The sequence below is a fragment of the Bradyrhizobium sp. USDA 4341 genome (assembly GCF_054063755.1).
Window position 1 is genome coordinate 7,443,518 of sequence record NZ_JBSSGO010000002.1, and the last position, 26,078, is coordinate 7,469,595.

A 26,078-nucleotide genomic window follows, 5' to 3' on the forward strand; every position below is an offset into this window, starting at 1 on the left:
CTGCTTTCGCTGCAGAACGTGCGCAAGATTGGCTGCGTCCGCGTTGCGCCGATGAGATCGTCGAGGCTTTCGTCAGCAAACAATCAGGTTCGCCACGACAGTCATTCGTCGTCGGGAGGAACGATCGACATCCTTGTCAAGATCCTCCCTGCGCCAATGGTCGCCCACCAGCCATCGCCGCCTCTGATGAGGAAGACCGAGCTCCCAGAGCGGTTGTTCCGCGTGACCTCTCGCCACGTCTTCAGATCGATCCCGGATGGCGTCGACGAAAACCTGGGATGTGTATGCCACTCCCCAACAAATGTGTGAGTGCGCCCGCTCTCGGTCCATCGCCTGTTGGCGAGACCCTGATGTCCGGGATCGTCTCGATCAAACCGCAGTCGTGCGCGGCGGTCGCGCCTCAGAGGCAACGAACAGTCGGTGATCTCGATATGCGGGCCTCTATAGCAGCCGATCAGGATCCCTCCGGCCTCTGTTGCGTTCTCGGGAATGCGCAGGTAGCGATCGATCCTCACCGTCACTTGCTCGTGGACGACGACGAGTCGCATGCCGGCGCGGAAGATCATTGAGCCCGTGTCTGGCAAGCCGGGCACTCTGGAGCGGGTGTCAGGTTCATGTCCTTGATCTGGAAGCTGCGATCCGGATCGAGCACACGGGTTCGGTAGCGATGCCTCGGATCGCCGCTGTTCCATGCGAGAACGAGGTCGAGCGCCAAGGCCGCCGCCGACATCGATGCCGAGACCGGGAACGGTGCATAGAGGCCGTCGCCGCAGGCAGGATTGCGTTGCAGATCGTTGTCAGAGTCTGGACGCAGGACCCTATAGCGCGGTTCGCTAGCAAGCTTTGGCTTTTGGCACTTGAAGCACCCGTGCTCCGGTCCGTCGCAGAGCAAAGCCTGGGCCGCACCGCCGTTGCCGGCGATCCAGGCGTGAAGAACCGGCGGAAAGTTCGGTCGCCGCGAGATGGCATGATGGTTCAAGGCAATCGAGAACGGCTCTTCACCCGTTGCGTCGATGATCAAGTCGCCCGACAATAACGCCAGGATCGCGGTCGCGTCCAGAGCACGACTTTCGATTGCAAGGTGCGGAAGCTGTCCGCGAATGTATTCGGCACAACCGTCAGCCTTGTTCTGGCCCAAAAACGAGATTCCGAGAATATGCCGTCCGACATTGGCCGGCGATAATTTGTCGGAATCAATCAGTGTGAGACATCCTCCCAGCGACCCGGCGCCGCTTTGCGCGAGATTATAGGCGAGAAAGCCACCGATGGTGCCGCAACCGATCAGAACAATGTTCTTTCCAGCGAGGCTCGGCACAGCCCCAAGATTACGCTGGTAGAGAAAGCGTTCATCGATCGGAGAACCCAGATGGCGTTCGACCGCCACATCCTCGGTGTGGTCGAGCAGGATCTTCGGCAGAGCCGACTTCCGGGATTTCATGAATTCGGGGCGATCAAAGCGTTTGGGGATCTGGATATCGGCGAGACAGATGGCATTGGGTGCGCAGATCGCTATCCAACGCGTCAGACCGGTTCCCAGCCCCAGCGCGGGCTCCAATTCATGTGCTATGCCAATCCGGTCGAGGAATGCGGCAAGGCCTCGAAGATTGCGGGGCAGGGCTCCACCCCCATCTGCGCCCAAATCGATATCTACCCGGACGATCCGGCAAGGTGTAGTTTCCGGAGCAACCTTGATGCCGCGGTTAGCCGCATGGAGCGCCTTGAAGTAAGGGGCGAGCCCGTCCTTCGGCGCCAGCACCAGCTTATCGTTGGCCGTCCGCGACAGCCCGACAAAGAATATCTCACCCTCGCCTCGAAAACCCTCTGGCAGATCCACCAAGATTAAAGGGCCGGCAGCCCAGTACTGGCTAAATTCGTCGACGTAGTCGAGATCGGAACGGCCACGAAGCCCATCGCCTAGAACCTTCTCTGCCAGCTTCAGACATTGCAGAACGGTCCCCCCGGGGTCGTACCGATCGAACACCATGGCGTTTCTTGCGACATAGCAGACCATGTTGTCTGGCCCGAGCAAATGCGGCGTACGCTTACCTTCCGCTTTGCCGCGCGACAGCAGTTTGATGACCGGCGGATCGACGAAATCAAGGTCAGGCACCTCGATCGACACCTCGGCCTCCAGACCATGTCGGTCGATTCGGCCGACGTAGTATGGATGCGCGCTCTGGCTCCAATCCTTCTTGAAGCCCTCCTGTCTTAGCGCGGCATCGATGGTTCGGAGGACGTCCCGCTCATCCACTGGTCGACCGTCCTACAGACGGCGCCGGCGAGATGATGGCCGGAGTAGCTACGACGGCCGCAGCTGCAGCGGCGTGAGCCTTGACAAGATCAGGACGATTGGGAATTCGATCGCCAAAGACGGCTTTCAGATGGTTCACGGCGACCTCTGGCAGGTAGCAATGGTTGATCGCGTCATCCAATTGCTCGTGCATCGCGTTGGCAGCCTTGATGGCCTGCTGACGTTGCTCGCGGGTCCAGGATGACCCGAGAACTTCAGTGGTGTCGGCTGGATTGAGAATCTCACCGGCGAACATGTCGGCCAGACGCGAAGTTACCTCGAGGAGCGCGAGATCGTCGCGGCGAGGGACGCGCAGATGGCCAACGTCTTCGAAAGCGTAGAAGGCGCAAGCCATCAGTATGATTGACGAGACATGATCGAGCTTGTGATGATCCCGCCAAGCCTTCAGATACCGGCATTCGCGCCGCAAGAGTTCGCCATAGAAGTCGATAGCATTGAGAAACCAGTCATGGATCTTGCGCGGATCGGACGGCTTCCAGTTTTCCTTGCGGTGCGCGAGCAAAACTTTGTCGGAATCGATCTGATCCCAGCTGTCGATCCGCATTTTCCGCGAGCTCATGAAGTCCATATTGTCTTCAGAGTCGGCAATAGCCCGGTCCATTGCGGCCTTGGTCAGCCTTCCGAACTGGTCATCGGGAATGGCGTACAAGGGGACGTCAACATGGAGGCAATCATCAATGATGACGCGTGCGCAGGTGTCCTTCTCCTCGAAGCCCTTCCACTTCTCGCGCTTGATCAGCACCTTTAAAGCGGCATCGACAATGGCGAAGTAAAGTGTCGCCGCTTCGGCAGGTCCATTGCCCTTGACGAAGGTCATCGGCAGATAGAGGCCGTCATCAACGTCAACCTGCTGCGGCGGCATCCATGCACGCCGGTTGAGCAGTTTGTAAGCCTCGCTGCCCTGCGTGAAGAAGCGCGGGGTGATCTGTCTTCCGAACTGACGTTTGGTCTCGCTCACGATAACCACCCTGAGATGGTCGCGAATCTTTCGCTTCGCGTTCTGTAGCTTGCCCTGCTCGTCAGCCAGCAGTTCGAGCTTAAAAAGGAGGTCGACGCCCCCCTGGGCGCCATGGAGCAGCTTATCGACGTTTGCCACAGTGCTACCTTTCTATTTGCAGGTCGCTCGCCACCGACGGTTCGGCGATCCGGGCGTCGGGGACGGCTTACATCCAGCGGCACGAATCGATGGCTCTCATCATATAATAGCGCCGCTGAGGGGCTTGGAGAACGAATTGGCAACGGAATCCACAAAAAAGAAGTCGTTTCAGATACTTGCCTTGAGCGGAGGTGGTTATATAGGGCTGTATGCTGCCGAGATATTGGCTCGGCTGGAAGAAAGGGCCGGCAGATCCATTGGAAGCTGCTTCGACCTGATTGCCGGTACGTCCGTGGGCGGCATACTTGCGGCGGGCGTTTCGCTCGACGTACCGGCTCGTCAGATGCGCGACCTCTTCATTCAACGAGGTCAAGAGATCTTTTCCAGTCGTCCGCGGCCAAAGACCGGGTGGCTCGATTTCGGGCGATCGCTATTTGGTTCGAAATACGATGGGAAGGCATTGCGGAGCGTCGTGACCGAGATTATTGGCGAGCAAACGACGTTAGCTGCATGCAAACGCCGCCTGATCGTTCCCGCCGTCAACATGACGAAAGGGAGCGTCCAGATGTTCAAGACCGGTCACCATCCGGATTTCACGCTGGATTCCAAGCGGCGACTGGTTGACGTGGTCATGGCAACGAGCGCCGCCCCGACCTATTTCCCGCTGGCCGCGATCGAGAACGCCCATTATGCCGACGGAGGGCTGGTCGCCAACGCACCCGATCAATGCGCTCTCCACGAAGCGACGCATTTCTTGAAGCAGGACCTGCGTCAGATATCTATCCTGAGCATCGGTACCACGTCGACCGGATTTTCACTCAAGCGATCCCTCGGTCGTGATCTGGGCAGCGCCAAATGGATGTTGAAAGGGCGCTTGTTGAGAACGATTTTTTCCTCGCAGCAACAGCTCGTCGACTACATGCTTCGCCACCAACTAGGCGAGCGATATCTTCGGATAGATGCGACACAATCGGAAGAACAACAGGCAGATTTGGCGCTGGATGTTGCGCACGCGGATGCGCAGGGGACACTGCTCGGCCTGGCCGAAGGCAGCTTTCAGAAGGTCGCCGCCGATCCAAGACTTCGACAATTTCTGACGCATGAGCCCGATCCACCCCAATTTCCGGGCGCGCTTCAGTAGGGCGTGAGACTAACCGTTGCTACGTCGAAAACGCCTCGGAAGATCAACCCTATTTGCTGCAAACGTCGAAAGAGTTCATGAGATCTGATCAGGTATTTCTAGTTGAACGCATGAAGGACACGCTCCGGAGCGTGATGGCGCGGCGAACGTATGATTTCTCCGGCATCGGCCTCATCGTCTCCAATTCGCCCGAAAAATTGCCGATCGTTCCGCTCTCAAAGTCCGAACCGAATTTTGAAAAGAGTGATCTTGTAAGCCAGCTAGTTGCGATCGCATCACGTAGCAGCGCGTATCATGACGGTTTCCACATCATTTCCCAAACATGGCAGCTGACCGGGGTTGCGCAATACTTCTCGCCCCCTGTTGCAGACGATGCCGTGATTGATCGTTCGAAGCGGTTTGGCGGAAGATATTTGGCTGCTCTCTTTGGATCGTCCATTCCGGCTGTAAGCCTATCAGGGATTGCGAGCGAGGATTTCGGGATCGCGGTTTTCGAGCGGGGCCGCGAGGTCTTCTTTGAGGAACACGAATGATCAGCGTTCTTCCTCTTGCCCGCATTATTGCAATCATCGCGGTATCTTACGCCGCCTGCGTTGCTGCGATCGTTGCGCTGGTCTGGAAATGGGGGGACCAGCCTACCGTTTGGTCGAGCGTCGGTATCGCGTTCTCCGGCGCGACCGCACTAAATGTCCTGTTGCTGTTCCTAATTTATGTCGGCTGGAAGCGAATCTGGGCGATGTTTCCCAAGCTTAATCGGCTTGTCTTTCCCGATCTGAACGGCGATTGGACGATGAATATTCATTGGCAGAATGCGGAGCGGAGCGGCTTCGTCGTAGCTAGAGCGCATATCAGGCAGGATCTCCTTCGCATCAGCATGGAGGTGTTCTCCCGCGACTCGGACTCGCAAACTCTGATTGCTCTGCCCAAGAAGGATCCAGAGTCGGGCAGACCAATCCTTTACTACGTTTACCGCGTGATTCCGAAATACAACAAAGTCGACGCCGGATCATCATATGAGGGATCGGCCATCCTGAAGATTTCGAACGCAGGTCCGGATCGATTAAGCGGAAACTATTTCACGAGTCGTCAGGGAACCGGGCATTTCGATCTGAGCCGCTGAGCAATCGTCGACATCGCCTTCATGGTAATCTTACGAGCAAATTGTTCGTCGAGACGCCTGTTCGCACGATCATAGCACTTTTCGACTTCGCGCTTTTTGACGAGTTGCAAACTATTGCGTGCCATACCAACGGTAGCCAATTGCGGGCCGCACTCGTGGCGGACGCCACGGCACGGTCAGTGATCAGTTTCTGAAGGTCGTTATGGACAAGCGTAGCACGATTAGTTTGCTGGTGGCGGCAAGTATCTTGTCGTCAATTCTCGGTTTTTGTTATGGCGCGACCTTCAACGACGCTTGCAGCGTTTTAAAAGATGCTCCATTCGGATGCGCAGAATGGTGGTTGTCCCGCTACCAAACGCTGATCGCGATGGCAGCTGCGGTCTTCGTGGCTTGGCTTTGGGGGGCAGCCGGTGTTGAGGCAGTTAAAAACTCACATCGCTCCAAACCTCGGCCACTTTGCAACAGGTATATACCGCCCGCAAGAAGGCTCTCGAGAGTGGTTTTGTGCAAGAGCTTGCCGCTATTGGGAAGGCGAGGGAGGAATTGTCGCGGTTCAATTGGGAGCCTGAGGAAGACCCCCAGTCTGGAAAGAGTGGGTCTGGGATGTGTCTCAGCAAATCGACAGTCTTCGAACTCTGCTGGTGCAACACTATATGAGAATCCGGGACGGCGACCAGATGAGGGGCGCGAACGAGCAGCTGGTTACCGAGCTTGCTCGTCTCAGCAAGTGCATGCGAGACTTTAATGCGACGCACGGAGCGGACGATCCGGAGCTCGGACTTGACGGAGAAGCCTTGGAAGGGGCCCAGGAAGTGGAGCGGCAGGCAGAAGGTGCGGATCGAACAGTCAGGGCCGTAAAGGCGTTGGATATGATGCACAAGGCATATGCATCAGATATTCGCGCGATCAGGTTGAAACGTCAGCTCCACGACGGACTTCTTGCGAAAGCGGCGGTGCCAGAAGAGCTCGAAAATGAACTCGAGCAGGGTATGATCGTTCCGGCGTCCTAGCTAGTCGTCTTTGCAACGCAAGGTCATGCCAATCTTGAAGCGTCCGCGTGCGGGTCCCCCAAAACGGAGCGGTGGCGGCTTGGGAATAGTTCAGTGTGAACCAACGGCGCTCGAGCGTTATTCCTTCAAGAACTTCGTTGTGCCTTCGTATAGATCGAGCTTCTGCTTGGTCCCGCCGGTGACTCTGGCTGGGCTGAGAGACTCGATGGTGAACCCCTCGAACGACAGAGGTGATGATCCAACGACCTTGATCAGTGCTTCGTCGGCTTGCAGCGTGGCGACCTCGATCGGTGCCTGATCGCTGGTCGGCGTGACGATCTGACCATAAGTAACACCCGCCTTGGCGAGCGCGGCAACGACCCTCAACATGCGGAGCGAGCCAAGCCGGAGACGATCCAGATAATTCCTCTCGCGTGCGTCGTTTGTCGGCAAAAGAATGAACACGAGCTTGGTGGTCGGCTTCAGCGTCTTCTTGATGGCACTGACCAGCTTTGCGGGCTCGATGATTTCTGCGGCGCCGGGACGAAAGCGGACCACAACTTGATCCTTGGTATCGACGAGCTTGGCCGTATCGCCGTCGATGGGGGTGAAGTAGATATCGGATTTCGAAACAGGCTTTTGCACCTTCGACGACGAGACGAACCCACTGTCGAGCTGTACGGGAAACTTGGAGATCGTCGCGAACGTTCCTGCCTGTGTCACATCGATTGGCAATGCCACAGAGTTCGTAGTTAGCCAGGTTCCAGGTTTGGCGTGATCCTCGCCAACATAATTCGGAGGCGATCCAGCCGCCGAGATCGGAATTGACGTCTTCGCAATATGCGCAAGGGGAGGGAGCGTGATAGGGGCCGATGCCTCCTTCAGCGACAGAATGTCCGGGCAGGGCGAACCTTTGTCTTTCATCGTTTGCAGCAGCTTCTCGATCCGCTGTTCAAGCTGCGCCACTGTCGTTTGCGCGCCGGCTGGGTCCGCAGCCGCTTTCCAATCGTCCCTTAGCTGAATGGCCATTCTGCAGGCTATCGCAACGGCTGCTGGACCACTTTCGACCATTGCTTCCAGTGCGATCACGGCCCCCATCACGGAGTCCAAGTTCGAGGCCGTGGCGCCATCGAAAATCTGGATTTTTCGCCAATCGTCGGGATAGGCGACCAGGTTTGGAAACTGCTGATAGGTCTTGCCGTCGATCTGCAGGCCATCGGCAAGCTTCTTTCCAACGAAATCGTTCAACAGCTGCTCGGCGGACACGCCGGGTTGGCTAGGGGTCTGATCCAGGAAGACCTTGGCATAGAGGCCGTTCGGCTGAGCCGGCAAATCAGCGGCATAATCGTTCGGAGACGTCGAGTAGTGCACCAGCAGACCCGGCACTTTGGAAATCGGCAGATACCCGTCCAGCGGCTTTTCGTTCACGGCGCGTCGGCCGTCGGCGTCGACAATGGACAATTGAGACCGGCACATGTCGAGGATGGCAATGACTGGCGCGCCCCTCGAACTCAGGCCAGCCAGGATTGACGACTGGCTAAGCGATCCTTGCCTCAGGGATTCCCTAGAATCGTCCTCGGCGCCGTCGCCAACACTGAATGACTCCGCTCCCATGGCGTAACCGTGACCGGCGAAGTAGTAAAACGTAAGCGCGTTGATGGAGTCACGCACGGTCGTCGAGGCCGTTATGACCCTGTCGTGGAACTTCGCTGAGACGTTGAGAAAGCACGCGACCTTAAATTTCAGCTTGAGCATCAACGCGGCGATCGCGGTCGCGTCCTTGATTGCGTTCGTTAGTTTGGGAACGGCATAGATAGAGCGTCCCAACGCCCCGTTGGGCTGTTGGCGGTCCGGGTAGTCGTTGCCGACCACAATGGCGAGGCGTCGAGCACTGCCGCCCGGAGCAGCCTCGACCATCTTCTTCATATCGGGGACTGTCGCCTCCTGGCCCATGACGTCTTTGCAGAGCGGGACGTCCCCGGTGGGAGGCGCATCTGCCATTGCGGGGAGTGGAGTTAGGATCGATGCGATCAGAACGCCGCCGAGCAGCCATGACTTGGTCGTCAGTGATCGGCGGCGGCCGCGCTTTTGACCCATGACAGTATCTCCGAGGTGAAGGAGGTATAGATGGCGCCTTCGCCGCAGCCAGATCCGGTTGATCTGGAGGTGATGCCGACGAGAGCCGCACGCTTTTGAGATGCTCCCTGCTGGTTGACGAGCATGTATCCTCCGCCGCCACTATCTCCAAAACAGGGGCCAACCGGTCGTGGATCGACTGTCAAAATCTCGCGCCCTGAAGCACACCCGTAGAGTTCGGCGTCCGGTTTTCCATCATTGCTTCCGCTACAATCGGGGCTCAGAATCGGCGAGAGCGCGAGGGTTTTCTGTTTGGGATCCTGAAGCAGGATCGGTCGATCCGCACTCGATGACGTGAAACCGAACCCAACGACCAGGATATTCTTGTTACCCGATGAAAATTGCTGCTGGGCAAACCCGTCTGCTGGAAGCTGAACAGCCTGAGCGACCTCTTTTGGAACATCAATTGCCAGGTTGACGACGGCGATGTCTCGTCCGGCCAAAGAAGCAGATGAGTCTGCCTGTGTCACCCCGTTTCCAGGGCACTTGACGCCGTCATGGCCCTTCTGGCGAGCGACGGCCGCCTGGTAGTTCCTCACGTCGCCCATTTTCGGGCCGAACACCACGTACTCGATCGTACCTAGACACAGACAGTGCGCCGCCGTCAGGACCGTATGCTGATCGCCGGCCAGGACACCGGAGCAAAAGTCCTGCGTTGGAGAGCTGTAGATCAGCGACACTTCGGCAAGGCAGCGAGGATCGGTGACCGATTCTCCTCCAATCACGCGGATGTTCATCGCCGAGCAACCCCCGATATTGAGCGATGCAAGCGGATGATCGGCCGTTGATTCCAGCCATATCGAGTACCGCTGATCACGGTCGATCTTTTGTGCGGACGCGTTGTTGCTATCGTAAGGTTTGTCCTTGCCGGGGACGGTGCGATTGGGATCATACTCGTTCGAACCGTTACGAAGGGCGGTCCCTGCTTCGTATATTTTCTGCCGAAGCGCAGCCGAATACCCCGGCGAACCGGGGGGCCCGGAGAGGGTCGCTGCATCGCGTATACGCTTGCCGATATCGTCCGGTTGGCTCTGAGCGCACGCCAGTGAAGTCAAAGCCGAGGCGATTAGCACTGCAGTTGCGGCGACCTTTGGAATTTTCATCACCGAGCCCCGACAGAATGTACCTCAGTGCGACGCGACGGTCTGGTTCTGGATAAGGCGGTTCTGCTCACCAGCGTTCGGACCCAAGGCGATATTGAGAACATGGGTTCGTTGACCCGCCGCGGCGAAGGTCGAGGCTCCCGATGGAGAGGGCCCCTTCCATTGCAGCAAGGTCCAGTTCGGCGTTGCGCTCGCTCCGTAAGTCAAGACGAAGGAGACCGAATGCAGCAGGGAATCGAGCGGCGGGTCGATCCGCTTCAATCCAGCTAGGATCTTGTTTGCTTCCGTCTCAAGATCGTTGACGTATTGCTGTTGCGCGACAGCCTCGTTCTTCTTGTCTTCCGTAGGAACGACCTGCTGCTCGGGAACCTGGTCTGGTTTGGGGGTGGCGTAAAGAACGACCTCATACTCCTTTTGCACGTCGTCCGCGCGTTGTTTGGCGATCGCGGCAGCAGAGGCTGCATCTGCCGCGTAGACCTTCAGTGAAGCGACATTGCTGTTGATTTGCCGCTTGATATCGGCCTCGAGCACGGGCCAGGATGCGTAGACCGCCCGGTTGATTTGTGCCGGGTATGACGCAATCCTCTTCGCGGCCGCCGCCGACGCGTCAGCGGCAGCTCGTGCCGCAGCGCTTGCAGCCTTGAGACGATCGATGGCCTCGGCGTAAGTCATCTTGCCACCACCGGCGAACGGCGCCCCGGTCTTGCCGGGCCCGGGAGCGGAGCTCGGCTTGACCGTGCTCACCGGGCTCGGGTGATAGCCCGCATGCAAGGCGAAGACGTCCGGTCCGACCGGGGCGAGGGCCGAGGCAATCCACTCCTGCAGGCCCAGATTACCTGTCAGACCGGTTCCGTCGGCCCCAATGCAGATCCGCTCCTCTGGGTGCACTTGCTCGTACTTCGCGACGCGTAGGCGCCAGCGCTTGAGCTCCTTCAAGGAGAGCGTAAAGCTGATGACTTCGGCGCGAACCGCCTGCTCGCCGAGATTTGCCCCAGCGCCGAACGTGAAGAACTGATTGACCGCAGCAATCGAATTGCTCGTGAGGCTTGTCGATCCGGCACCGTAATTGAATGCGTTCTTATAGAAGTGTGTGTACGTGACGCCAGGCGCGATGCCGCCTGCGTTGTTGGCCTGCAACGTCAGATCGACCTTCGCCGTCCAATCGGCCAACCAGCGGTACCGAGGCGTATCGATGATGTCGTCGAACGCGTCCGCGACCTCGCAGCGCACCCTTGTAACGACCTTGTTCATCAGCACGTCGCTCTGGGTAGTTCCCGTGGCTTCTTCAAGCTGTGGGACGGTCGAGCACCCGGCGAGCAGAGCGAAAAACGGAATGAAAAAACGAACGCGCAAAAAAGCAGAACGCATGCAACTCCCCCCCGAAGAGCACGCAACACTACGACAAATTGTAGTCCCGAATTCACTCTAGCTTCAGGAACGGACCCTGTCGATAGCTTTTCGATAGTGCCGGCATCAACATCAGTCGGCGTCTAAATTTGCGCCCCTCATCGGCGTCCAATTTTGCCCCCTCGGGCGGCGGGGTTTGGCGGTAGCGCTCATCTCGTCGGAGCTGGCCGGGATGGCGGAGGCGAGACGAGTGCGGGTGATGAGATCGTCGTCGTCTCGGCTTTTGAAATCGCCAACTGTCGTTGCCGGTCTCGACGATGTCGCAGTGGTGTGGGTCAACCGGTCGAGCAGCGCGGTGGTCATCTTGGCGTCACCGAACACGACAGAGTACCCCTATTCTCGAGCGGGTCGTATCTCGCGTCACGATCACTGACCCGCATCATTTCCTATTTGGGCACCGGCTTGAGGTGCTGAAGGAGCGGTCGGGACGCGGTCCCGCCTACGTCGTCGTCGCGCTGCCGGACGGACGGCGGCGGGCGGTTCGGATCGCGTCGACGGACCTTGCCGAGGCGGCGATCACTTCCCGCCCGGACGCAGCCGATCTGCCGCGCGTCAGTGCACGTACGCTGATCCCATTGATGCAACATTTGAGCGCGAGTCTGAGCCTTCTCGACGAGAAGGTGATTCGCGATGACCCACCGACCGTTTCCAGGTCGCGTTGCGTATCGACCCCTGCCGACGTTGGCAAATCCACCCGGCCGTCCGACGGCTGGCATTCCGCGCCTGTGGCCAAATCTGTCGACCACGACGCAAACCCAGATTGCTCAAACGATTGCCGCGCTGATGCGGCGAATGCAAGCGATCCCCGGCACGCCCGGAAGGGAACTGGGTCGTGCTGATCAGCTCGAACACCGCTGACGAGCGGCTCACGACCGCACACCGAGCCAAGTTGGCCTATGTCTACGTGCGGCAGTCATCCGTGAACCAGGTGCGCCAGCATCAGGAGAGCACGGAGCTGCAGTACCGCCTCGTCGATCGCGCCATCGGTCTGGGCTGGCCGCCGGAGCGCGTCCAGGTCATTGACGAGGATCTCGGCAAATCCGGTGCTGGCGGCGTGGATCGTCATGGTTTCCAGAAGCTCATTGCTGAGATCGGCCTTGGCAACGCCGGCCTTGTGGTGAGTCTCGATGCTTCTCGCTTGGCCCGCAATAACCGGGACTGGCATCAACTTCTCGAACTGTGCTCGGTATTCGGCGTGCTGATTGCGGATGGTGAGCGGCTTTACGATCCGCGCGCCTACCACGACCGCCTGCTGTTGGGCTTGTCCGGCATCATGAGCGAGGCGGAGTTGCATCAGCTTCGGATGCGCCTGCACCAAGGGGAACGCCAGAAGGCGGCGCGGGGCGAACTGCGGCTGCCCCTACCAGCCGGGCTCGTCTACGATCGAGCGGGCACAATTGTTCTCAATCCCGACGAGGAGGTGCAGGCCCGTCTTCATCTCGTGTTTGCCAAATTCCGGGAACTGCAAAGCGCTCGCCGTGTGATGCGTTACTTGGACGGGAACGGATTGTCCTTGCCGCTTCGACCGCTGCTTGGGCCATCTCCACACGAGATCGTCTGGCGTGCGCCAGATAGTGCACGCGTCCTTAGTATTCTTCAAAACCCGGCCTATGCTGGGGCGTATGTTTATGGCCGCCGGCAAAAGGATCCGAGTCGATGCCGGCCGGGATCGCTGACGGGAACGGTCAAGGTGGCGATCGGGGATTGGGCGGTTTGCCTCCACGCCGCTCACCCAGGCTATATCAGCTGGGAGGAGTTCATGGCCAACCAGGGGCGACTGGCAGATAACATCTTCCGCTATGAGGCAGGACATTCTGGCGTACCGCGCAAGGGGGCAGCCCTGTTACAAGGAATTGCGATCTGCGGCCGTTGCGGACGGCGCATGAGCATGCGCTACACGGGCCCGAATGCCGACTATCCGGTCTATTGCTGCCGCTCGGATCGGGACCAGCAAGGCAGTGCAATGTGCCAGGAAGTCCGGGCCTTGGCGGTTGACGCGCTGGTCGAGCGGATAGTCCTCGACGCCCTGGTGCCGGATTAGATTGAGATCGCACTCGCAGCCGCGGGCCAACTGGAGCAGGAGAGCCGTCAGCTCGAGCGCCAGTGGGCGCTTCGCGTGGAGCGCGCCCGCTACGAGGCCGAGCGCGCTCGGCGTCAGTATGACGCCGTAGAGCCCGAGAACCGTCTTGTGGCGCGCTCACTTGAGCGGGCTTGGGAAGACAAGCTGCGTGTCGTCGAGGCGATCGAGCAGCAGCATGCGCGTTGGCTCGTGCAAGAGCCGCTTCTGATTGGCCCGGCGGAATGCGCAGGGCTACAAGCGCTCGGCGAGAACCTGCCGCGGATTTGGAACGCGGCCACCACGTCGGCAGCCGATCGCAAGCGCATTCTGCGATTTGTGATCCGCGAAGTCGTTCTTGATCAGAAGCGGACCCGAGGTCAGGTGTGGCTCAAGATCGTCTGGCAGACCGGTGCAACCAGCGAGCATCGCGTACAACGGCGCGTCCACACCTACCGCGATTACATCGACATTGATCGGTTGCGGCGACGGATCGTCGAGCTGAATGCTGAACACAAAATGGATGGCGAGATCGCGGCAATACTCAATCAGGAAGGCTTCGTCGCGGCCCGAGGCTGCGCCTTCCAAGGCGAGAATGTCTGGCTGTTGCGCACCCGCTGGGGCATTCCCACCGTCAAAATCAACGGCGTGGACAAGAATCCGATGCGCTGGCCCGACGGTAGCTTCTCGATTCAGGGCGCCGCGGCCGAGCTTGGAATAACCCCGCAAACGGTGTTCGATTATCTTGCGCGCGGATTGCTGGCAGGTCGTCAGTTAGCCAAAGGCCAGCCGTGGCAGATCGAGCTCTCCGACGAACAAATCAATCAGCTGCGCAAGCGGGTACGACGTACCAAGCGTTCGAAGAAGGAGGCATCATGAAGTCATCGGCTCGCCGAACACGCTCGGCCATTCGCCGAAGGCGAGATTGGTCGTGACGATGACGGAGGCGCGCTCATAGAGCCGGCTGACGAGGTGGAACAGAAGCTGTCCATCGGACTGGACGAAGGGCAGATAGCCGAGTTCATCCAGGACGATGAAGTCGATCTGGGTCAGATGCTCGGCAAGCCGGCCCTGACGTCCGCTGCGGGTGTGCGCCGTGACAAGGCGGCGCTTTCCAGTGGGTGCAAGCCCCACCCGGCAAACGCTCCAGCCGGAAGCAATCGGAGCAGTCATGGAGGTAACGAAGTGGCTGAAGCCTTCGATTAGCGTGTCACGAATTGGTGACAGCGCGAGTGTGCAGGCAGTAACGCGAGTGAACGCCGAGCAAGCCTCGAAAAGGACGATGCGCAGGCCGACCCGACGACCCTTTCGGGGAAGGCTGATACGGCTGGGGGAATGAGCGAAGTAATACGCCCAGCCGCTGCGCCGGGGTAGTGGCGACAGCATGTACACAAGGAAAGCGTACGCAACACGGGAGGCCCCACCGTGGTCAGGGATGACCAACCGGACGCCCGCGAGGGACAGGCCGGGCGCCGTGGGGATGCGGAGGGGTTCGTAGTACCGGTGAAGCCGGGTAACGCCGGCGGAGGGAAGGGACCTCAGTTCAAGACGAACGCAAGACGTAGTGAGGGACCTGGAGATTGGGCAACCTATCAACTCCGAAGAGTGTTCAGAAACTGCAGACGGCGTTGCACGCGAAAGCGAAGGCAGATGCCGGCTACCGCTTCTATGCCCTGTACGACAAGATCAGCCGTGAGGACATTCTGGCGCATGCCTACGCTCAATGCCGCTCCAACAAGGGCGCCCCGGGCGTGGACGGCCAGGACTTCGCGGACGTCGAAGCGTACGGGATGCAGCGGTGGCTTGGCGAACTGGCGCTTGCGCTCAGGCAGGAGACGTATCGACCGGACCCTATCAGAAGAGTGTACATACCGAAGGCCAAGGGCAAACTCAGGCCATTGGGCATCTCAACCTTGCGAGATCGAGTCTGCATGACGGCAGCGATGCTGGTGCTAGAACCGATCTTTGAGGCCGACCTTCCACCCGAACAGTACGCGTACCGTCCGGGGCGAAATGCCCAACAGGCGGTGGTCGAGGTGGAAGCGCAGCTGTTCCGTGGTCACCCGGAAGTCGTAGACGCCGACCTCGCGGACTACTTCGGGAGCATTCCGCATGCCGACCTTCTTAAGTCGGTGGCGCGCCGGATCGTTGATCGGCGCGTGCCGCATCTGATCAAGATGTGGCTGGAATGTCCCGTGGAAGAAACCGACGATCGAGGAAGGAAGACACGGACGACCGAGGCCCGGGACAAGCGGAGAGGCATCCCGCAAGGCTCACCGATCTCACCACTGCGGGCGAACCTCTACATGCGCCGGTTTGTACTGGGATGGAAGATGCGCGGGCTGGAGCGAAGCCTCGGCTCTCGTATCGTGACCTATGCCGACGACCTCGTAATCCTGTGCAGGCGGGGCAAGGCCGAAGAAGCCTTGCGACAATTGCGCGTGATCATGGGAAAGCTGAAGCTGACGGTCAATGAGGAGAAGACACGAATCTGTAAGGTGCCGGAAGGAGAGTTTGACTTCCTGGGATACTCGTTCGGGCGGATGTATTCAGCGAGAACCGGCTAGGCGCGCCTGGGGTATCGGCCATCGAAGAAAAGCATCAAGCGCATGGTGGAAACCATCCATGTACTGACGGCTCGAACTGGGTTAGGGCAAGACACCACAGAGTTGGTGGCGAAGTTGAACCGCACGCTGCGCGGATGGGCGAACTACTTCAATGTAGGCACCGTCACCAAGGCGTACCGAGCGATCGACAACTACACCGCTGTGCGGTTACGCAGCAAGCACAAGGTCAGGCGACGGAGGGGCGGAACCTATCCACTCTCGCACCTCTACGGGCACTTCGGGCTCGTACGTCTAACCGCGCTTGGTCGCGACCAGCCGTGGGTGAAGGCGTGAGGTCTTGTCCGAGAGCCGGATGCGGGAGATCTGCCTGTCCGGTTCGACGAGCGGGATGTGGTAACGGAGCCACGGCAGCACCACTAAGGCACCGCCAGACGAAAGAGGCGGAAACAGATATGTGCAGCCTAAAGCCACCGCGCCACATCTCGACTCTACCTCGGTCTCGAGGCGGTTGACGAGGTCAACCGCGACCAGTGGGCGGGCGTGGCGAGCGAGCCGGACGAATCCAAAGGTTGCCTGCGGTGGACATTCTGTGGCGTCCCAGTCTCGGGGCGAAGAAGGCGCGGTCGGGACGTTGGTAAATTAGGCCAAGGGACGTCGGAAAATCGGTGCATAGAAAACGCTATAGCGTATTTCAGACGCTATAGCGTGTTTTGTCGGAGCTTTCGAAATGCATCATCATGTCGGATGAGGCGTCGGACTCCGACACATACCCAGCGATTGCCTGCGCGAAACGTGCGGGAACGTCGGCTGCACAAATCATGGACGCAGTACGATCCGGCAGATGAAACGGGCTTGCGCCAGGCGCTGGTCAGCGAGATCGAAGCCGGAAAGGCCAGTCCGACACGGCTATCGCTACACAAGATCGCGTCCGCGCTCGGCATCCAGGTCGCAGAGCTTGTGCTGCCACAAGGCACCGTGTTCGCGCAGAGGGCGAAATCGGCGGTCCGGCGGCCTACCAAGAAAAGGCGGGGACACCCCCTCAAACCACCATCCCACTGACCGATCCAGCCAGCCCTTGATGACGCGGGGTCTTGGATCACAGAAGACAATAGGCGCGCGTGCGGAGAATTCCGTCCGCCGGGTGTGCAACCATTGACATGCTGGTCCGGGGCCGGCTCGCGGATTGCCGGCCGCGCGAAGGGGTGATTGATGACTTCGTCACAATCGGGCGCAGTGAGCAAGAACGTCAGCGGACGTGCCTCATCGGGGGCAGAGCGTAACCACGCCCCATAAGCTGGGGCCACCATGCCGCTTGACGTCGCCTGAACATTGCGTAAAAATCTAGCATAAGTTGCATTGCCGGTTTTCCCAAGTCAATCATTAAGTCCTGCGTATGTTTGCCCGTTTCAAAGGTCTTCGACCGCACGCATTCATTCCCTCCGCCCATCGTGGTCCCTGGCCCAACAAAGCTGTGGAAGCACCCAGGTCCGGACGGACGGGCCACCTTGCTTTCGTGGCGCGGGGCGGCGGAATCAATGAAAATGCGAGAAGGAAACTTCCAGCGGTCCAATGTCCGCGGGCCGGATGTCCACGGCTGCGTCCTGATTCGAAGGTAGGCTCGATGATCGACGGACGTTCGCCCGGCAGCCACGTTCAACTCGGGTTGTTCTCGGGGGCTGAACAGGGACCGAAAGCCCGCCAGGCGCGCCTTTGGATCGTTGCGGCCGAGAAGCCGATCGTCATTTCGGAACGCCACCATTATGCCTTTGTGAACTCGCTGGACGGCACGTCCGTTGTCGATCAGTCGGATCTGCTTCTTCTGAGAGATCGCAGCGGCGACTTCCTGCTCTTCGGACCGGAGCAGGGACGTCTTCTCGTCAAGGACATCGCGGCGTTCTCCGCCAGTTTGACGGAGCGAATTGCATCGTCGTCACGAACGGACGTCACAGAGATGATGGTGATTTCGTCGCGTCCCGCCCGATGGCGAGATGCCTCGAGAGCCGAGTTTAGAACGGAAAACGCCAGGTCGAACCTGGAAGAAATCCTGTTCAGGCTCGAGCAGTACGCATCGAAGCCCGCGCGACTATCGACCCTCGGTACGTGGGCGGTCCGGCTGGGCTCGGAAGTCCATCCCATGGTGCGCGCACTCTTCCATCGCATTTATGCGGACGCGCTGGCTCAAGCGTACCGCCAGTCGGGCGGGGATGACTGGCGGCTGCAAGCACGGCTCAACTACCGCCTTGCACAGTTGAATTCGCAAAGCGCCGGCCTGTTTCACTACCTTCGGACCGCGCACGACACTGGCGAAAGCGTACTCGCTGGCGAACAACTCGACCTTCCGGGCTTCGAAGAGGGCGAGGGGCGACGGGCATCGTCAATCGGTTTTTCGGTTGAGCGCGTCTGCGGCTTTGCCATCGGGCTTGATCATCTCGACGTACCGGCCGTCCTTGCAGGACCGTCGACGACGGCGGTTTATCGCCACTATGGATCGGTGCAGATTACGGACCAGGCGCTGATCAAGGCGCTGGTCGGCTTGCAGTCGCCCAGTCGGCGTCTAGTCGCATCGACGCGTTTCGTTGGTAGGCAGCTGGCGGTGACCGCCGGCGTCGTCGACGAGATCCGCGCTCTCTTGTGGATCGACGATCAGACGGAGCCGCGAGGCCAGGTTGAAGCCATCCAGGCCTCGTCAGAAACCATCGCGTTCGAACCGCCATGGATTGTCCGTCCATCTGATTTCGTAACATTCATCGGTCGCGCTGAGGAGCGACGGCGCCACGATTTGAGCGTGCGCGCGGTCATGGCGGACGGTTTTGACCTGCATCTGAGCATACGGCTTGACGCCAAAAATTCGGCGGCCGAGCGACATCTTTGAGCACATTGATACTGTACGGCGGGGGCAAATGCTGGAAAGATTACAGGTCATCGGGCCGTCCGGAGGGCGGCTGGAGTTCATCGATCTCGAAGAGAACGAGGGGTTCGGCTTCTTCTATCCAAACGAGGGGGCCATGAGTGCTGAGCGTACCAGTCTCCTTGCGGCCGTCCAGCGGCTGTCTGATGCGACTTATGACTGGGAATATCGCGGTCAAGACGAGCGCGACAAAGTGCTCGATGATTTGCGCCAGCATGGGGCCAAGTTGCTGACCGCCCTGGCGGGCGCTCGACCGCGCGAAGAGTTGATCGCTATTTTATCGCGCGCCCGCCATTTGACGGCCCGGTCCGATCACCATCTGCCCTGGGAGTTCCTATATCTGGGGACCGTCGACGGACCAGCCTCGGTTCGCGATTTCTTCGGGTCCAATGCAGTCGTGGGCAAGCACTTCGAAAGCAGATCTAACAAGCGGTCATCTCCGTCATCTCTGTCAGCCGATCGCGGACCGCTGACGCGTTTGCCAGGCGAGCTGGCAGTCGAGTTTCGGTATGCGGAGGATTCACGTTTGCCTTCGGCGATCTCGGGGGCAGAGCGGGCCATTTTCGAAAGGCTCGGGGTGAATATCATCAGCCTTCCGACGCTGTCCGACAGCAAGGCGTCGCGCGACCAGCTGCATAATTTCATGGTCGCATCCGAGCATTTGACGCATTTCAATTGTCACGCCGATCCCGATATTCCAGCGAAATCGGAAGGCGCGATCTTCGTGACGAAGGTCTTCAAGATCGACAAGCAAAGCATTGCCGAACTCGACCTCAACGAGAGTTCGATCATCGTGCTGAATTGTTGCAGCAGCCACACGATGCGACACGATGTCCAGGAAACGGTGGCGACTGAGTTCAGGAGCAAGCGCGTCGAGGCCGTGGTGGCCACCACGGGAAACATCGAAGATGCATATGGCACGCGATGGGCGGCCCATTTCTATCGCGCATTGTGTGGCGGGCAGACAGCCGCGCAGTCGATCCTGACAGCACGACGCGCCATGCTGGACGAGACGCATCCCAACCTGTCAGCCCTGTTGTATGCTTACATTGGACGGCCGAGCGCGGCTCTCCGGACCAGATTGGTGGCGTGATGAAAACCTTCTCCGCTAAACCGGCCGAGGTCACCAAGAAGTGGGTACTGATCGATGCCAAGGGTCTGGTGGTCGGCCGGCTCGCAACGATTGTCGCCATGCGGCTGCGCGGCAAGCATCTGCCCACCTATACGCCGAACGTCGATTGCGGCGACAACATCATCATCGTCAACGCCGCGCACGCGGTGCTCACCGGTCGCAAGCGCGAGCAGAAGACCTATCACAAGCACACAGGCTATGTCGGCCACGTCAAGGAGCGGACCGCCCGACAGATCCTGGAGGGGCGCTATCCGGAGCGCGTGCTCGAAAAGGCAATCGAGCGGATGATCCCGCGCGGGCCGTTGGGCCGCGTCCAGATGGGCAATTTGCGGGTCTATCCTGGCCCCCAGCACCCTCATGAGGCGCAGCAGCCGGAGAAGCTTGAAATCGCGGCAATGAACAGAAAGAATGCCCCGGCGCCTCGGAAAGAAATGAGAAGCAATGTCGGCAAAGATGAAATTGACCAGGCGCGCGGGCGGGGCGGCTCGGAAACCAGATCGAAACCAAACTTCGCCAAGATTCTTGACTACATAAGGGGTGAGAAAGGCGGCCTTCGGGTTCCCTCCTTTTTCCGCCTCAAGCAGCTCACCGAAGTGGTCCGAGCGATGAATGTGAGCGAGATCGATCGCCAAATTCAGGGGCTGCTCCTCGAATTGGACAACCCCGATACCACGCGCGTCGAAAACGCGCTGCTCGAGCTCGGGTTGCTGATCCCGCGGCTCGATCTCGATCGCTGTCTAAAGGATGCGGAACTTCGGAAGACATTGTTCCCGATCCCGGACCGGTTGATGACCGCTCTGACCGAGAACCTCTCGGTGGCTGGGGCGGCCAAGAGAGCGGCCCTGGCGTTGGTCGCAGCGCTCTATCCGGACCGCTATAGGAATACGACTCTGGACGAGAAGCGTGCGCTGGCCGATCTCGAGCAGGTTTTCATGCTGAACCGTGTCTACTCTTTCTTCACCATCAACACGGAGGTGGGCAAGGAAGCGACCGTGATCGACGCGCGCCTGTGGGATCGCGTTCCCTTCCTGTTGAATGGCGTTCGTCCGCAACTCGCCGGCAAGGACGGCTCCAAACTGCAAAGCAATCTGGCGGTGGACGGCATCGTCGGAGCCAAGGCACTCAGTGTTCGCGCCGTGGACGACAAGAACCTACTCGACGGTCAGCTCGCTGGCGTGCAGGTCAAATTAGCCGGCGACGAGGAATCCGCAGTCCATGGCAAGGTCATCCTGAACTTCAGGAATGGTGAGCGTACATATTCGCGCGAAGTGTTCGACTACGAGTCGTTGTTCCCGCCGACGTTCAGCTCTCGAGAAGATCAACGAAGGCGTCATCACCGATGAACGCAAAGGGGTCACCCGGTCCCTTTCCTCTGAACTTGAGAGGCCCTGTGGGTGCCACATCAACGATGGCGCCGTCCTTGTAGGTCACCTCGCGCAGCGTGAGGCCGAAGATCAGCTGGCTTGCGGCCAGGAACGCATAGCTCCCGGTGTCCTCGCGCTTCAGCTCCATCTTCGCCTTGGCGGTCAGCTCCTCCACGGCTTTTGCGGATAGGTCGACTTGCTTCTTGGACTTGTCGGCGACCGAAATCCGAATTCCTCTCGCCCGCCACACCTTGGTGACGACGAAGAAGTTACGATCGGTATAGCCTTGCGCGGGTTCGGCCTTTGCTTCGTTCATCTGAACCAACACGGCGTCAAAATTTGTCAGCTCCTTGTTGGCCGGCGCAACGATCGAGAGCTGAATGGTGTCCGCATTGCTCGATGAAAAGGCGCTGGAGAAAGACCCGCTGCCCAAACCCAGCGCCTGCAGCACTCTTCCCATCACCGACGCCGCGACACCGACCTGCAGGATGCTGCTGGCCTTGAACTGGAAGGACTTGAAACCGGGATCGGTGGCGACCTCCGGGCTAAGTTGAAGATTGAAGACCTCGTGCCAGCCGCCAAGTCTGGCGCCGCCTTGTTGGTCCGCAATGATGAGATCGCCGGGCGCAATGTTGTCTCGCGGCGGCAATATCAAGTTGATGCCCTCGGCCAAGAGAGCCGCCATCAACTCGTCGCCAGTGTCTCGGGAGCAATTCATGATCGTGCCTCAAAAGCGCTCTGAAAAAAACGATACTCAACCTCACATACAGAAACGCAGCTGTATCTGTAAAGATTGCAGAGCGCTGGCCGGCTTTTCCGACTGGCATCGCGGGTGCGGATATCCGGCCGCACGGAAACACGCTCGAAATGCTCGTCGCGGGGAGGCGCGTTGTTCGGCCACGTCGGCTCAGGTCAACTCGTCTCCGATCTTGTCGAGGGTCAGCGAGGGGACGAATGACGTCTGGATATAGCGGGCGCGTACCTCCTGCGGATTCTGGTCCGTCAGATTGCGGACCGGAATGTCGGAGCCTTTGCCGTGCACCCAGGCGGATTCCCACAGCATCGCCAGATATCGCGCGCCGAGCGCCATCACTTGCGCCGTATCGTCGCCGAGGTCCTTCCACATTCCATCGAGCGTCGCCTTGCGCGTGCCCGCGCCAGCCTGTTCGTAACTGTCCAGGATCCGCATCGGTTCGAGGATCCCCGCAACCTTGTCCATGAGCTCGACGGTGGCCTTCGCCATCGCCTTGCCGCTGGTCAGAAGCGGCAGGGCGTGGCCGCCGGGCCCGCTCAGCTCCTGCTTGATCAGGGGAAACAGCTGGGCGGCCTTGTCGGCGATCATGGCAGTCTCGAAAGCCGAATGGACGCCGCTGCCGTAGGAGACCTCTTCGTCCTCACCGGTCCTGGGATGATGGCGCGTGACCGTGCGCGAGGCGTCTCCGTCGGAGTAGACCGAGCCGTGCAGCGGCTGGGAGGCGTCACCCATGTAGTGAGCCGCGGCTCCCGCCGCCGTGAGGAAGCCGACCACGTCCTTGTTTTCCACAAACGCGACCATGGCGTCGAAGAACTGCCAGACCCTGAAGGGGAGGAGCCCTTGCTTGAGCTTGTTGCGATGTCGTCTGGCGCCGTCCTCGTCGCCATCGGCTTTCGCTTTGGCTGCCATGGTCTCGTAATACTGCAGCCAGGCATCGACCGTGAGATTACTGTCGTCCGCAAGACAGGCGGCACGGAAGGTCTTGTGCGGTCCGATTTCCCCGTCGATGTCGGCATAATGGTTGGGATGCTCGGGTCCGTCACTGCCGTGCGGTCCGGCCGAAACGTCGCGGCCGCCCTCGCGGCCGTTCTTGCCGTGGTCCAGCTTCTTCCAGATCTCGTCGGGAACGTCCGCCAGCGGAACGAAATTGTCGCCGAGCTGACCGACCGATTTGTCAAAGCCCTTCTCGGCGATCGTGTCGAGATCGAAGCTCAGAATGCCAAGATTGCGTTTGAGAAAGTCGCGCAAGTCAGTGTCGCCGACCAGGGCGACGGCAAAGGCGGCGATGCTGTAGTGGCCGGTCCGGCCCCAATAGCCCGAGACGCCGCGCGACTGGTCCGTGACCAGCTCGACGTCGAGCAGCTTGCACACATTGCTGAGGCTGGTCGCGATCGAGAAGGCGGATCGTACGCCGCTTTCCTCGAAAACCTGACCGCCCCACGCGACCGCGAGCGGCCTCAAATCGCGTTTCGGCAAAGGCTTTGGATTGGCCGCATCATCCTCGGTCGTGGCGTCAAGGTGCCAGACCATGCCTGAGTCACCATGTCGGGTGGCTGAACCTTCCGCCGGGCTGATCAGGAAGTCACCGACATAGTCGTAGCCGCCGACGGACCGGTAGCGGTAGAACAGGGCCTTGATGGTCCCGCGCACGAGGCCGGATGTTGCGCCGCGGCCGAGCACGGGTTGGTCGATCAGCCTGAGTGAGAGATTCTTTTCGTGAACGTCACCGAGCGGGCCGACCGGCGGGAGGCCATAGGTGTTGCTCGTCCAATCATCGACCTGATCGAGGCGGACCAGGCCGACATCGAGCGCCACATAAGACCGTCGCCCCGGGAAATCGGAATAGACTTCCGAAAACGGCTTGCGCGCCAGCTGGTTTGCCGAGCTCGCTCCGATTTCGACCTCGCCGCTACGCAGATGGCTAAAGATACGCGTGTCAGCTTCGCCGCAGGCATGGCGCGCCGTCAGCGCGTAGGTCAGATGCCCGTCGCTGACCAGACAGCCGGCGGTGGCGGAATATTCGGCGCCTTGCACCCGTACGATGATCGGCGAGCCGCCGCCCAGCTTGTGGGCGGGAAGGATGCCTGGTGGCGAGTATGTCGCGTTCGTATCGGATCCGGCCTGGTCCGCCTGGACGACGCACACCGGAACGGCGCGGCCATCGGCCAGGTAGAGCGTCTTTGGAACGATCTGCGCCGGGTCGTATCGTCCGGCCGGACCGAACGCGTCCTCGTTAGCCCATGAGCGCACGAAGGCCAGAATGCACGGCCAGGAATAGTCGCGCACCTCGGAGTTCGACAACGTGCGCGCATAGGTCTTCTTGTTCGGCGGCGCCTTGCCTTCGCCCTTGCGGGTGGGCCAGGCTTCGTCCTTGCGGATAAGGTAAAGGCCAATTGCGGTGCCGACAACATTGGCCTTGCTCAGCAAGTGATAGTGATAGGTGTCGCGCGCTTCGAGCAGGTCGTGAACCGACAGATTCGCAAAATTGTAGCTGAGATCAAGGACTGTCATGTGTGCCCCCAAGAAAGGCTGCCGCCCGAGCAGCCGCGCGTGTGCGCGCGGTTAACGATAAGGGCGGGTTCCAACCTTAGATTGTTACCTAGTTCACAACTGCAAAAATATCGTGACGGTCGGATCGCCCGTCGTTGCAACGCGAACTGCCGGCGAAGAGCCGGTCACGATTTCGCAGTTGCGGGTAGCAGGGGCGTGCCCGGGACGGAGGCGGGACGCTGCGAAGAGCACGTCCGCTCACGCTAGACCCGCTACAGATTCAGGCCGTCCGAATGCAGGTAGGTGACGCGGCTTCCTCGCTTCAAACGACGGCTCAACCATCCTTGCGGGTCGGAATAGATGGGATTCGTCAATTGCTCCCCGATTTGGGGTACCAACAGTGCGCGGACGTAGAGGAGCTTGGACAGCAGGGAGCTTGTTGAATGCCACGAGACTTGAGGGAAGCCGCGGACGCGCGCGAGATCGTCGAGAACGCAGCGTCCTTACGCCGCATGATGCCGGTGCCGGCTTCGTCAACTTCACTTTCTTCGATCACGATGGGCGGTTCGAGCAGTTGATCGCCGAAGTGCATCTTGCGAGGTGGCTTACCCAATATTTTGCGCGTTGCCTCGTCGTGAGACGTCCCATAGCGAGTTGCCACGCGTTCGAAGGTCGTCTTGCGGCGGCCGGCGAAGCGCACGTCGTAGCCGCCGGCTCGCGGTGTGACGCTCTTGAGCTGCCTCTGTACGAAACGGATGTCCTCGACGCACTGACAAAGCCTCAGAAGGATGAGGTTGGCGGGCGAGAGAACATCGGTGTACATCGTTGGCGTCAGGTCGTTTAGCCAGATCTCGAAGCGGTCGAGGCGCCGCCGCCGGTAGGCCTCCAAATCTAAGAAGCGACTTGGATTGATCGCGCGCATATAGCCGTTGGGGAAGGTCACGGTCGCAGGACTGTCGAGGTGCTCGGCCAGCTGGTTGCAGGCATCTTCGAAACATTCGCGCGCGGACGGCGGCATCCACTCCTTGTCGTAGATGGCAGCGAGCGAGGCGATCGAGAGGCGGTCATTGCGCTGGCTGAAGATACGGTAACTCAGGATGCATCTGCCGCGCGAACAGCTGGCGGACGCTGTGTTCATGCTCGCGATGGACGCCAAGCGACAAAGTGCGCAGCTACAAGACGCGATTAATCCGCGGGCAGACATCGGGACCGATTCAAGCACGACGTCAGGTGCGGATCTGGCGTCCTATCTTGCGGAGGTGGCGGTATCGACACTTCGCCATCACAACGCAAGCCCACCGTCTTTTCTTGATGCCGTGGTTCAGAGGTCGCGTGAGGTCCGCTTTACGGTCGATCAGAACGAGGCCATCGCATTGGTTGCTGCCATGGTTTGGGAACAACGGATCGAGGGCATCCTCGAAGGCTTTCGACCTCTCCGCTGTCTTAAACACACCTTCGAAAGACCGCCATTCCAACTTTCATGACTAGCACGCCGTACGCCAAG

The 26,078-nt window shown here is 59.7% G+C and carries 21 protein-coding genes and 3 pseudogenes; 13 read left to right on the forward strand and 11 right to left on the reverse strand.

Going from position 1 to position 26,078, the window contains the following annotated elements:
• Positions 1-101: 101 nt before the first annotated feature.
• Genes ACVIGB_RS41185 through ACVIGB_RS41195 form a run of 3 tightly spaced genes read right to left on the reverse strand, consistent with a single transcriptional unit; the run spans position 102 to position 3,407 of the window.
• The gene (locus ACVIGB_RS41185; protein ID WP_456749299.1) at positions 102-566 is read right to left on the reverse strand and encodes a Mov34/MPN/PAD-1 family protein; all 465 of its coding nucleotides are present in this window, start codon (positions 564-566) and stop codon (positions 102-104) included.
• Positions 563-2,251: a ThiF family adenylyltransferase gene (locus ACVIGB_RS41190; protein WP_456718348.1), complete on the reverse strand. Its 1,689-nt coding sequence runs from the start codon at positions 2,249-2,251 to the stop codon at positions 563-565. The genes ACVIGB_RS41185 and ACVIGB_RS41190 overlap by 4 nt, the downstream gene beginning before the upstream one ends.
• Positions 2,244-3,407 carry a CBASS cGAMP synthase gene (locus ACVIGB_RS41195; protein WP_456718347.1) on the reverse strand — a complete coding sequence of 388 codons (1,164 nt, stop codon included), beginning with the start codon at positions 3,405-3,407 and terminating at the stop codon, positions 2,244-2,246. Before ACVIGB_RS41195 ends, ACVIGB_RS41190 begins: the two co-directional genes overlap by 8 nt.
• Before the next feature lie 136 nt (positions 3,408-3,543).
• Here ACVIGB_RS41195 and ACVIGB_RS41200 point away from each other — a divergent pair, with 136 nt between their 5' ends.
• The 4 genes from ACVIGB_RS41200 (at position 3,544) to ACVIGB_RS41215 (ending at position 6,678) form a co-directional block, all read left to right on the forward strand.
• Complete coding sequence (locus tag ACVIGB_RS41200) at positions 3,544-4,548, forward strand: CBASS cGAMP-activated phospholipase (RefSeq protein WP_456718346.1); 1,005 nt, start codon at positions 3,544-3,546, stop codon at positions 4,546-4,548.
• Positions 4,549-4,625: 77 nt separating this feature from the next.
• On the forward strand, positions 4,626-5,081 hold the full coding sequence (locus ACVIGB_RS41205) for a hypothetical protein (RefSeq protein ID WP_456718345.1): 456 nt from the start codon (positions 4,626-4,628) through the stop codon (positions 5,079-5,081).
• Complete coding sequence (locus ACVIGB_RS41210; RefSeq protein ID WP_456718344.1) at positions 5,078-5,668, forward strand: Cap15 family cyclic dinucleotide receptor domain-containing protein; 591 nt, start codon at positions 5,078-5,080, stop codon at positions 5,666-5,668. Before ACVIGB_RS41205 ends, ACVIGB_RS41210 begins: the two co-directional genes overlap by 4 nt.
• 605 nt (positions 5,669-6,273) lie before the next feature.
• Positions 6,274-6,678, forward strand: coding sequence for a hypothetical protein (locus ACVIGB_RS41215; RefSeq protein ID WP_456718343.1), 405 nt, complete (start codon positions 6,274-6,276; stop codon positions 6,676-6,678).
• 117 nt (positions 6,679-6,795) lie between these two features.
• Here the strand turns inward: ACVIGB_RS41215 and ACVIGB_RS41220 are convergent, their stop codons facing one another.
• The 4 genes and pseudogenes from ACVIGB_RS41220 to ACVIGB_RS41235 form a co-directional block, all read right to left on the reverse strand.
• Positions 6,796-8,754: a caspase family protein gene (locus ACVIGB_RS41220; RefSeq protein ID WP_456718342.1), complete on the reverse strand. Its 1,959-nt coding sequence runs from the start codon at positions 8,752-8,754 to the stop codon at positions 6,796-6,798.
• Entirely contained in the window at positions 8,721-9,896 is a 1,176-nt protein-coding gene (locus ACVIGB_RS41225; protein WP_456718341.1) for a trypsin-like serine protease, read from the reverse strand. The genes ACVIGB_RS41220 and ACVIGB_RS41225 overlap by 34 nt, the downstream gene beginning before the upstream one ends.
• Positions 9,897-9,920: 24 nt before the next feature.
• Positions 9,921-11,264 (reverse strand): hypothetical protein, encoded by a 1,344-nt coding sequence (locus ACVIGB_RS41230; RefSeq protein WP_456718340.1) that lies wholly within the window; start codon positions 11,262-11,264, stop codon positions 9,921-9,923.
• Between the two features lie 262 nt (positions 11,265-11,526).
• Positions 11,527-11,624 (reverse strand): annotated as a pseudogene (locus tag ACVIGB_RS41235) (ATP-binding protein); the annotation flags it as partial.
• A 511-nt stretch (positions 11,625-12,135) separates the two neighbouring features.
• Here ACVIGB_RS41235 and ACVIGB_RS41240 point away from each other — a divergent pair.
• Positions 12,136-13,344, forward strand: a complete 1,209-nt coding sequence (locus tag ACVIGB_RS41240) for a recombinase family protein (RefSeq protein ID WP_456718339.1) — start codon at positions 12,136-12,138, stop codon at positions 13,342-13,344.
• Positions 13,345-13,419: 75 nt separating this feature from the next.
• Complete coding sequence (locus ACVIGB_RS41245; RefSeq protein WP_456718338.1) at positions 13,420-14,238, forward strand: hypothetical protein; 819 nt, start codon at positions 13,420-13,422, stop codon at positions 14,236-14,238.
• A 9-nt stretch (positions 14,239-14,247) separates the two neighbouring features.
• On the opposite strand, the pseudogene ACVIGB_RS41250 reads toward ACVIGB_RS41245, so the two are convergent.
• Positions 14,248-14,454 (reverse strand): annotated as a pseudogene (locus ACVIGB_RS41250) (ATP-binding protein); the annotation flags it as partial.
• Positions 14,455-14,939: 485 nt separating this feature from the next.
• Here ACVIGB_RS41250 and ACVIGB_RS41255 point away from each other — a divergent pair.
• From ACVIGB_RS41255 to rplM, 6 genes and pseudogenes are all read left to right on the forward strand, one after another.
• A complete protein-coding gene (locus ACVIGB_RS41255) occupies positions 14,940-15,926 on the forward strand; it encodes a reverse transcriptase domain-containing protein (protein WP_456718337.1) in 987 nt (328 codons plus the stop codon).
• A 42-nt stretch (positions 15,927-15,968) separates the two neighbouring features.
• On the forward strand, positions 15,969-16,259 hold the full coding sequence (locus ACVIGB_RS41260) for a group II intron maturase-specific domain-containing protein (RefSeq protein ID WP_456718336.1): 291 nt from the start codon (positions 15,969-15,971) through the stop codon (positions 16,257-16,259).
• 411 nt (positions 16,260-16,670) lie between these two features.
• Positions 16,671-16,985 (forward strand): helix-turn-helix domain-containing protein, encoded by a 315-nt coding sequence (locus tag ACVIGB_RS41265; protein ID WP_456718335.1) that lies wholly within the window; start codon positions 16,671-16,673, stop codon positions 16,983-16,985.
• A 562-nt stretch (positions 16,986-17,547) separates the two neighbouring features.
• Positions 17,548-18,798, forward strand: coding sequence for a hypothetical protein (locus tag ACVIGB_RS41270; RefSeq protein WP_456718334.1), 1,251 nt, complete (start codon positions 17,548-17,550; stop codon positions 18,796-18,798).
• A gap of 28 nt (positions 18,799-18,826) precedes the next feature.
• On the forward strand, positions 18,827-19,927 hold the full coding sequence (locus tag ACVIGB_RS41275) for a CHAT domain-containing protein (RefSeq protein WP_456718333.1): 1,101 nt from the start codon (positions 18,827-18,829) through the stop codon (positions 19,925-19,927).
• Positions 19,927-20,385 (forward strand): annotated as a pseudogene (gene rplM / locus ACVIGB_RS41280) (50S ribosomal protein L13); the annotation flags it as partial. The gene ACVIGB_RS41275 and the pseudogene rplM, both read left to right, overlap by 1 nt.
• Positions 20,386-21,268: 883 nt before the next feature.
• Here the strand turns inward: rplM and ACVIGB_RS41285 are convergent.
• The 3 genes from ACVIGB_RS41285 to ACVIGB_RS41295 form a co-directional block, all read right to left on the reverse strand.
• The gene (locus ACVIGB_RS41285) at positions 21,269-22,003 is read right to left on the reverse strand and encodes a gasdermin (protein WP_456718332.1); all 735 of its coding nucleotides are present in this window, start codon (positions 22,001-22,003) and stop codon (positions 21,269-21,271) included.
• A gap of 234 nt (positions 22,004-22,237) precedes the next feature.
• Positions 22,238-24,595 (reverse strand): hypothetical protein, encoded by a 2,358-nt coding sequence (locus tag ACVIGB_RS41290; RefSeq protein WP_456718331.1) that lies wholly within the window; start codon positions 24,593-24,595, stop codon positions 22,238-22,240.
• Between the two features lie 349 nt (positions 24,596-24,944).
• The gene (locus tag ACVIGB_RS41295; RefSeq protein WP_456718330.1) at positions 24,945-25,712 is read right to left on the reverse strand and encodes a hypothetical protein; all 768 of its coding nucleotides are present in this window, start codon (positions 25,710-25,712) and stop codon (positions 24,945-24,947) included.
• Between ACVIGB_RS41295 and ACVIGB_RS41300 the strand changes: the two genes are divergently transcribed.
• The gene (locus ACVIGB_RS41300; protein ID WP_456718329.1) at positions 25,711-26,058 is read left to right on the forward strand and encodes a hypothetical protein; all 348 of its coding nucleotides are present in this window, start codon (positions 25,711-25,713) and stop codon (positions 26,056-26,058) included. The genes ACVIGB_RS41295 and ACVIGB_RS41300 overlap by 2 nt on opposite strands.
• The last annotated feature ends 20 nt before the right edge of the window (positions 26,059-26,078 follow it).

Coding starts and splice junctions, on each gene's coding strand:
- ACVIGB_RS41185 (WP_456749299.1), bottom strand. CDS start 566: ATGATCTTCCGCGCCGGCATGCGACTCGTCGTCGTCCACGAGCAAGTG.
- ACVIGB_RS41205 (WP_456718345.1), top strand. CDS start 4,626: ATGAGATCTGATCAGGTATTTCTAGTTGAACGCATGAAGGACACGCTC.
- ACVIGB_RS41210 (WP_456718344.1), top strand. CDS start 5,078: ATGATCAGCGTTCTTCCTCTTGCCCGCATTATTGCAATCATCGCGGTA.
- ACVIGB_RS41220 (WP_456718342.1), bottom strand. CDS start 8,754: ATGGGTCAAAAGCGCGGCCGCCGCCGATCACTGACGACCAAGTCATGG.
- ACVIGB_RS41225 (WP_456718341.1), bottom strand. CDS start 9,896: ATGAAAATTCCAAAGGTCGCCGCAACTGCAGTGCTAATCGCCTCGGCT.
- ACVIGB_RS41230 (WP_456718340.1), bottom strand. CDS start 11,264: ATGCGTTCTGCTTTTTTGCGCGTTCGTTTTTTCATTCCGTTTTTCGCT.
- ACVIGB_RS41260 (WP_456718336.1), top strand. CDS start 15,969: ATGGTGGAAACCATCCATGTACTGACGGCTCGAACTGGGTTAGGGCAA.
- ACVIGB_RS41265 (WP_456718335.1), top strand. CDS start 16,671: ATGAGGCGTCGGACTCCGACACATACCCAGCGATTGCCTGCGCGAAAC.
- ACVIGB_RS41270 (WP_456718334.1), top strand. CDS start 17,548: ATGATCGACGGACGTTCGCCCGGCAGCCACGTTCAACTCGGGTTGTTC.
- ACVIGB_RS41275 (WP_456718333.1), top strand. CDS start 18,827: ATGCTGGAAAGATTACAGGTCATCGGGCCGTCCGGAGGGCGGCTGGAG.
- ACVIGB_RS41290 (WP_456718331.1), bottom strand. CDS start 24,595: ATGACAGTCCTTGATCTCAGCTACAATTTTGCGAATCTGTCGGTTCAC.
- ACVIGB_RS41300 (WP_456718329.1), top strand. CDS start 25,711: ATGCTCGCGATGGACGCCAAGCGACAAAGTGCGCAGCTACAAGACGCG.
- ACVIGB_RS41295 (WP_456718330.1), bottom strand. CDS start 25,712: ATGAACACAGCGTCCGCCAGCTGTTCGCGCGGCAGATGCATCCTGAGT.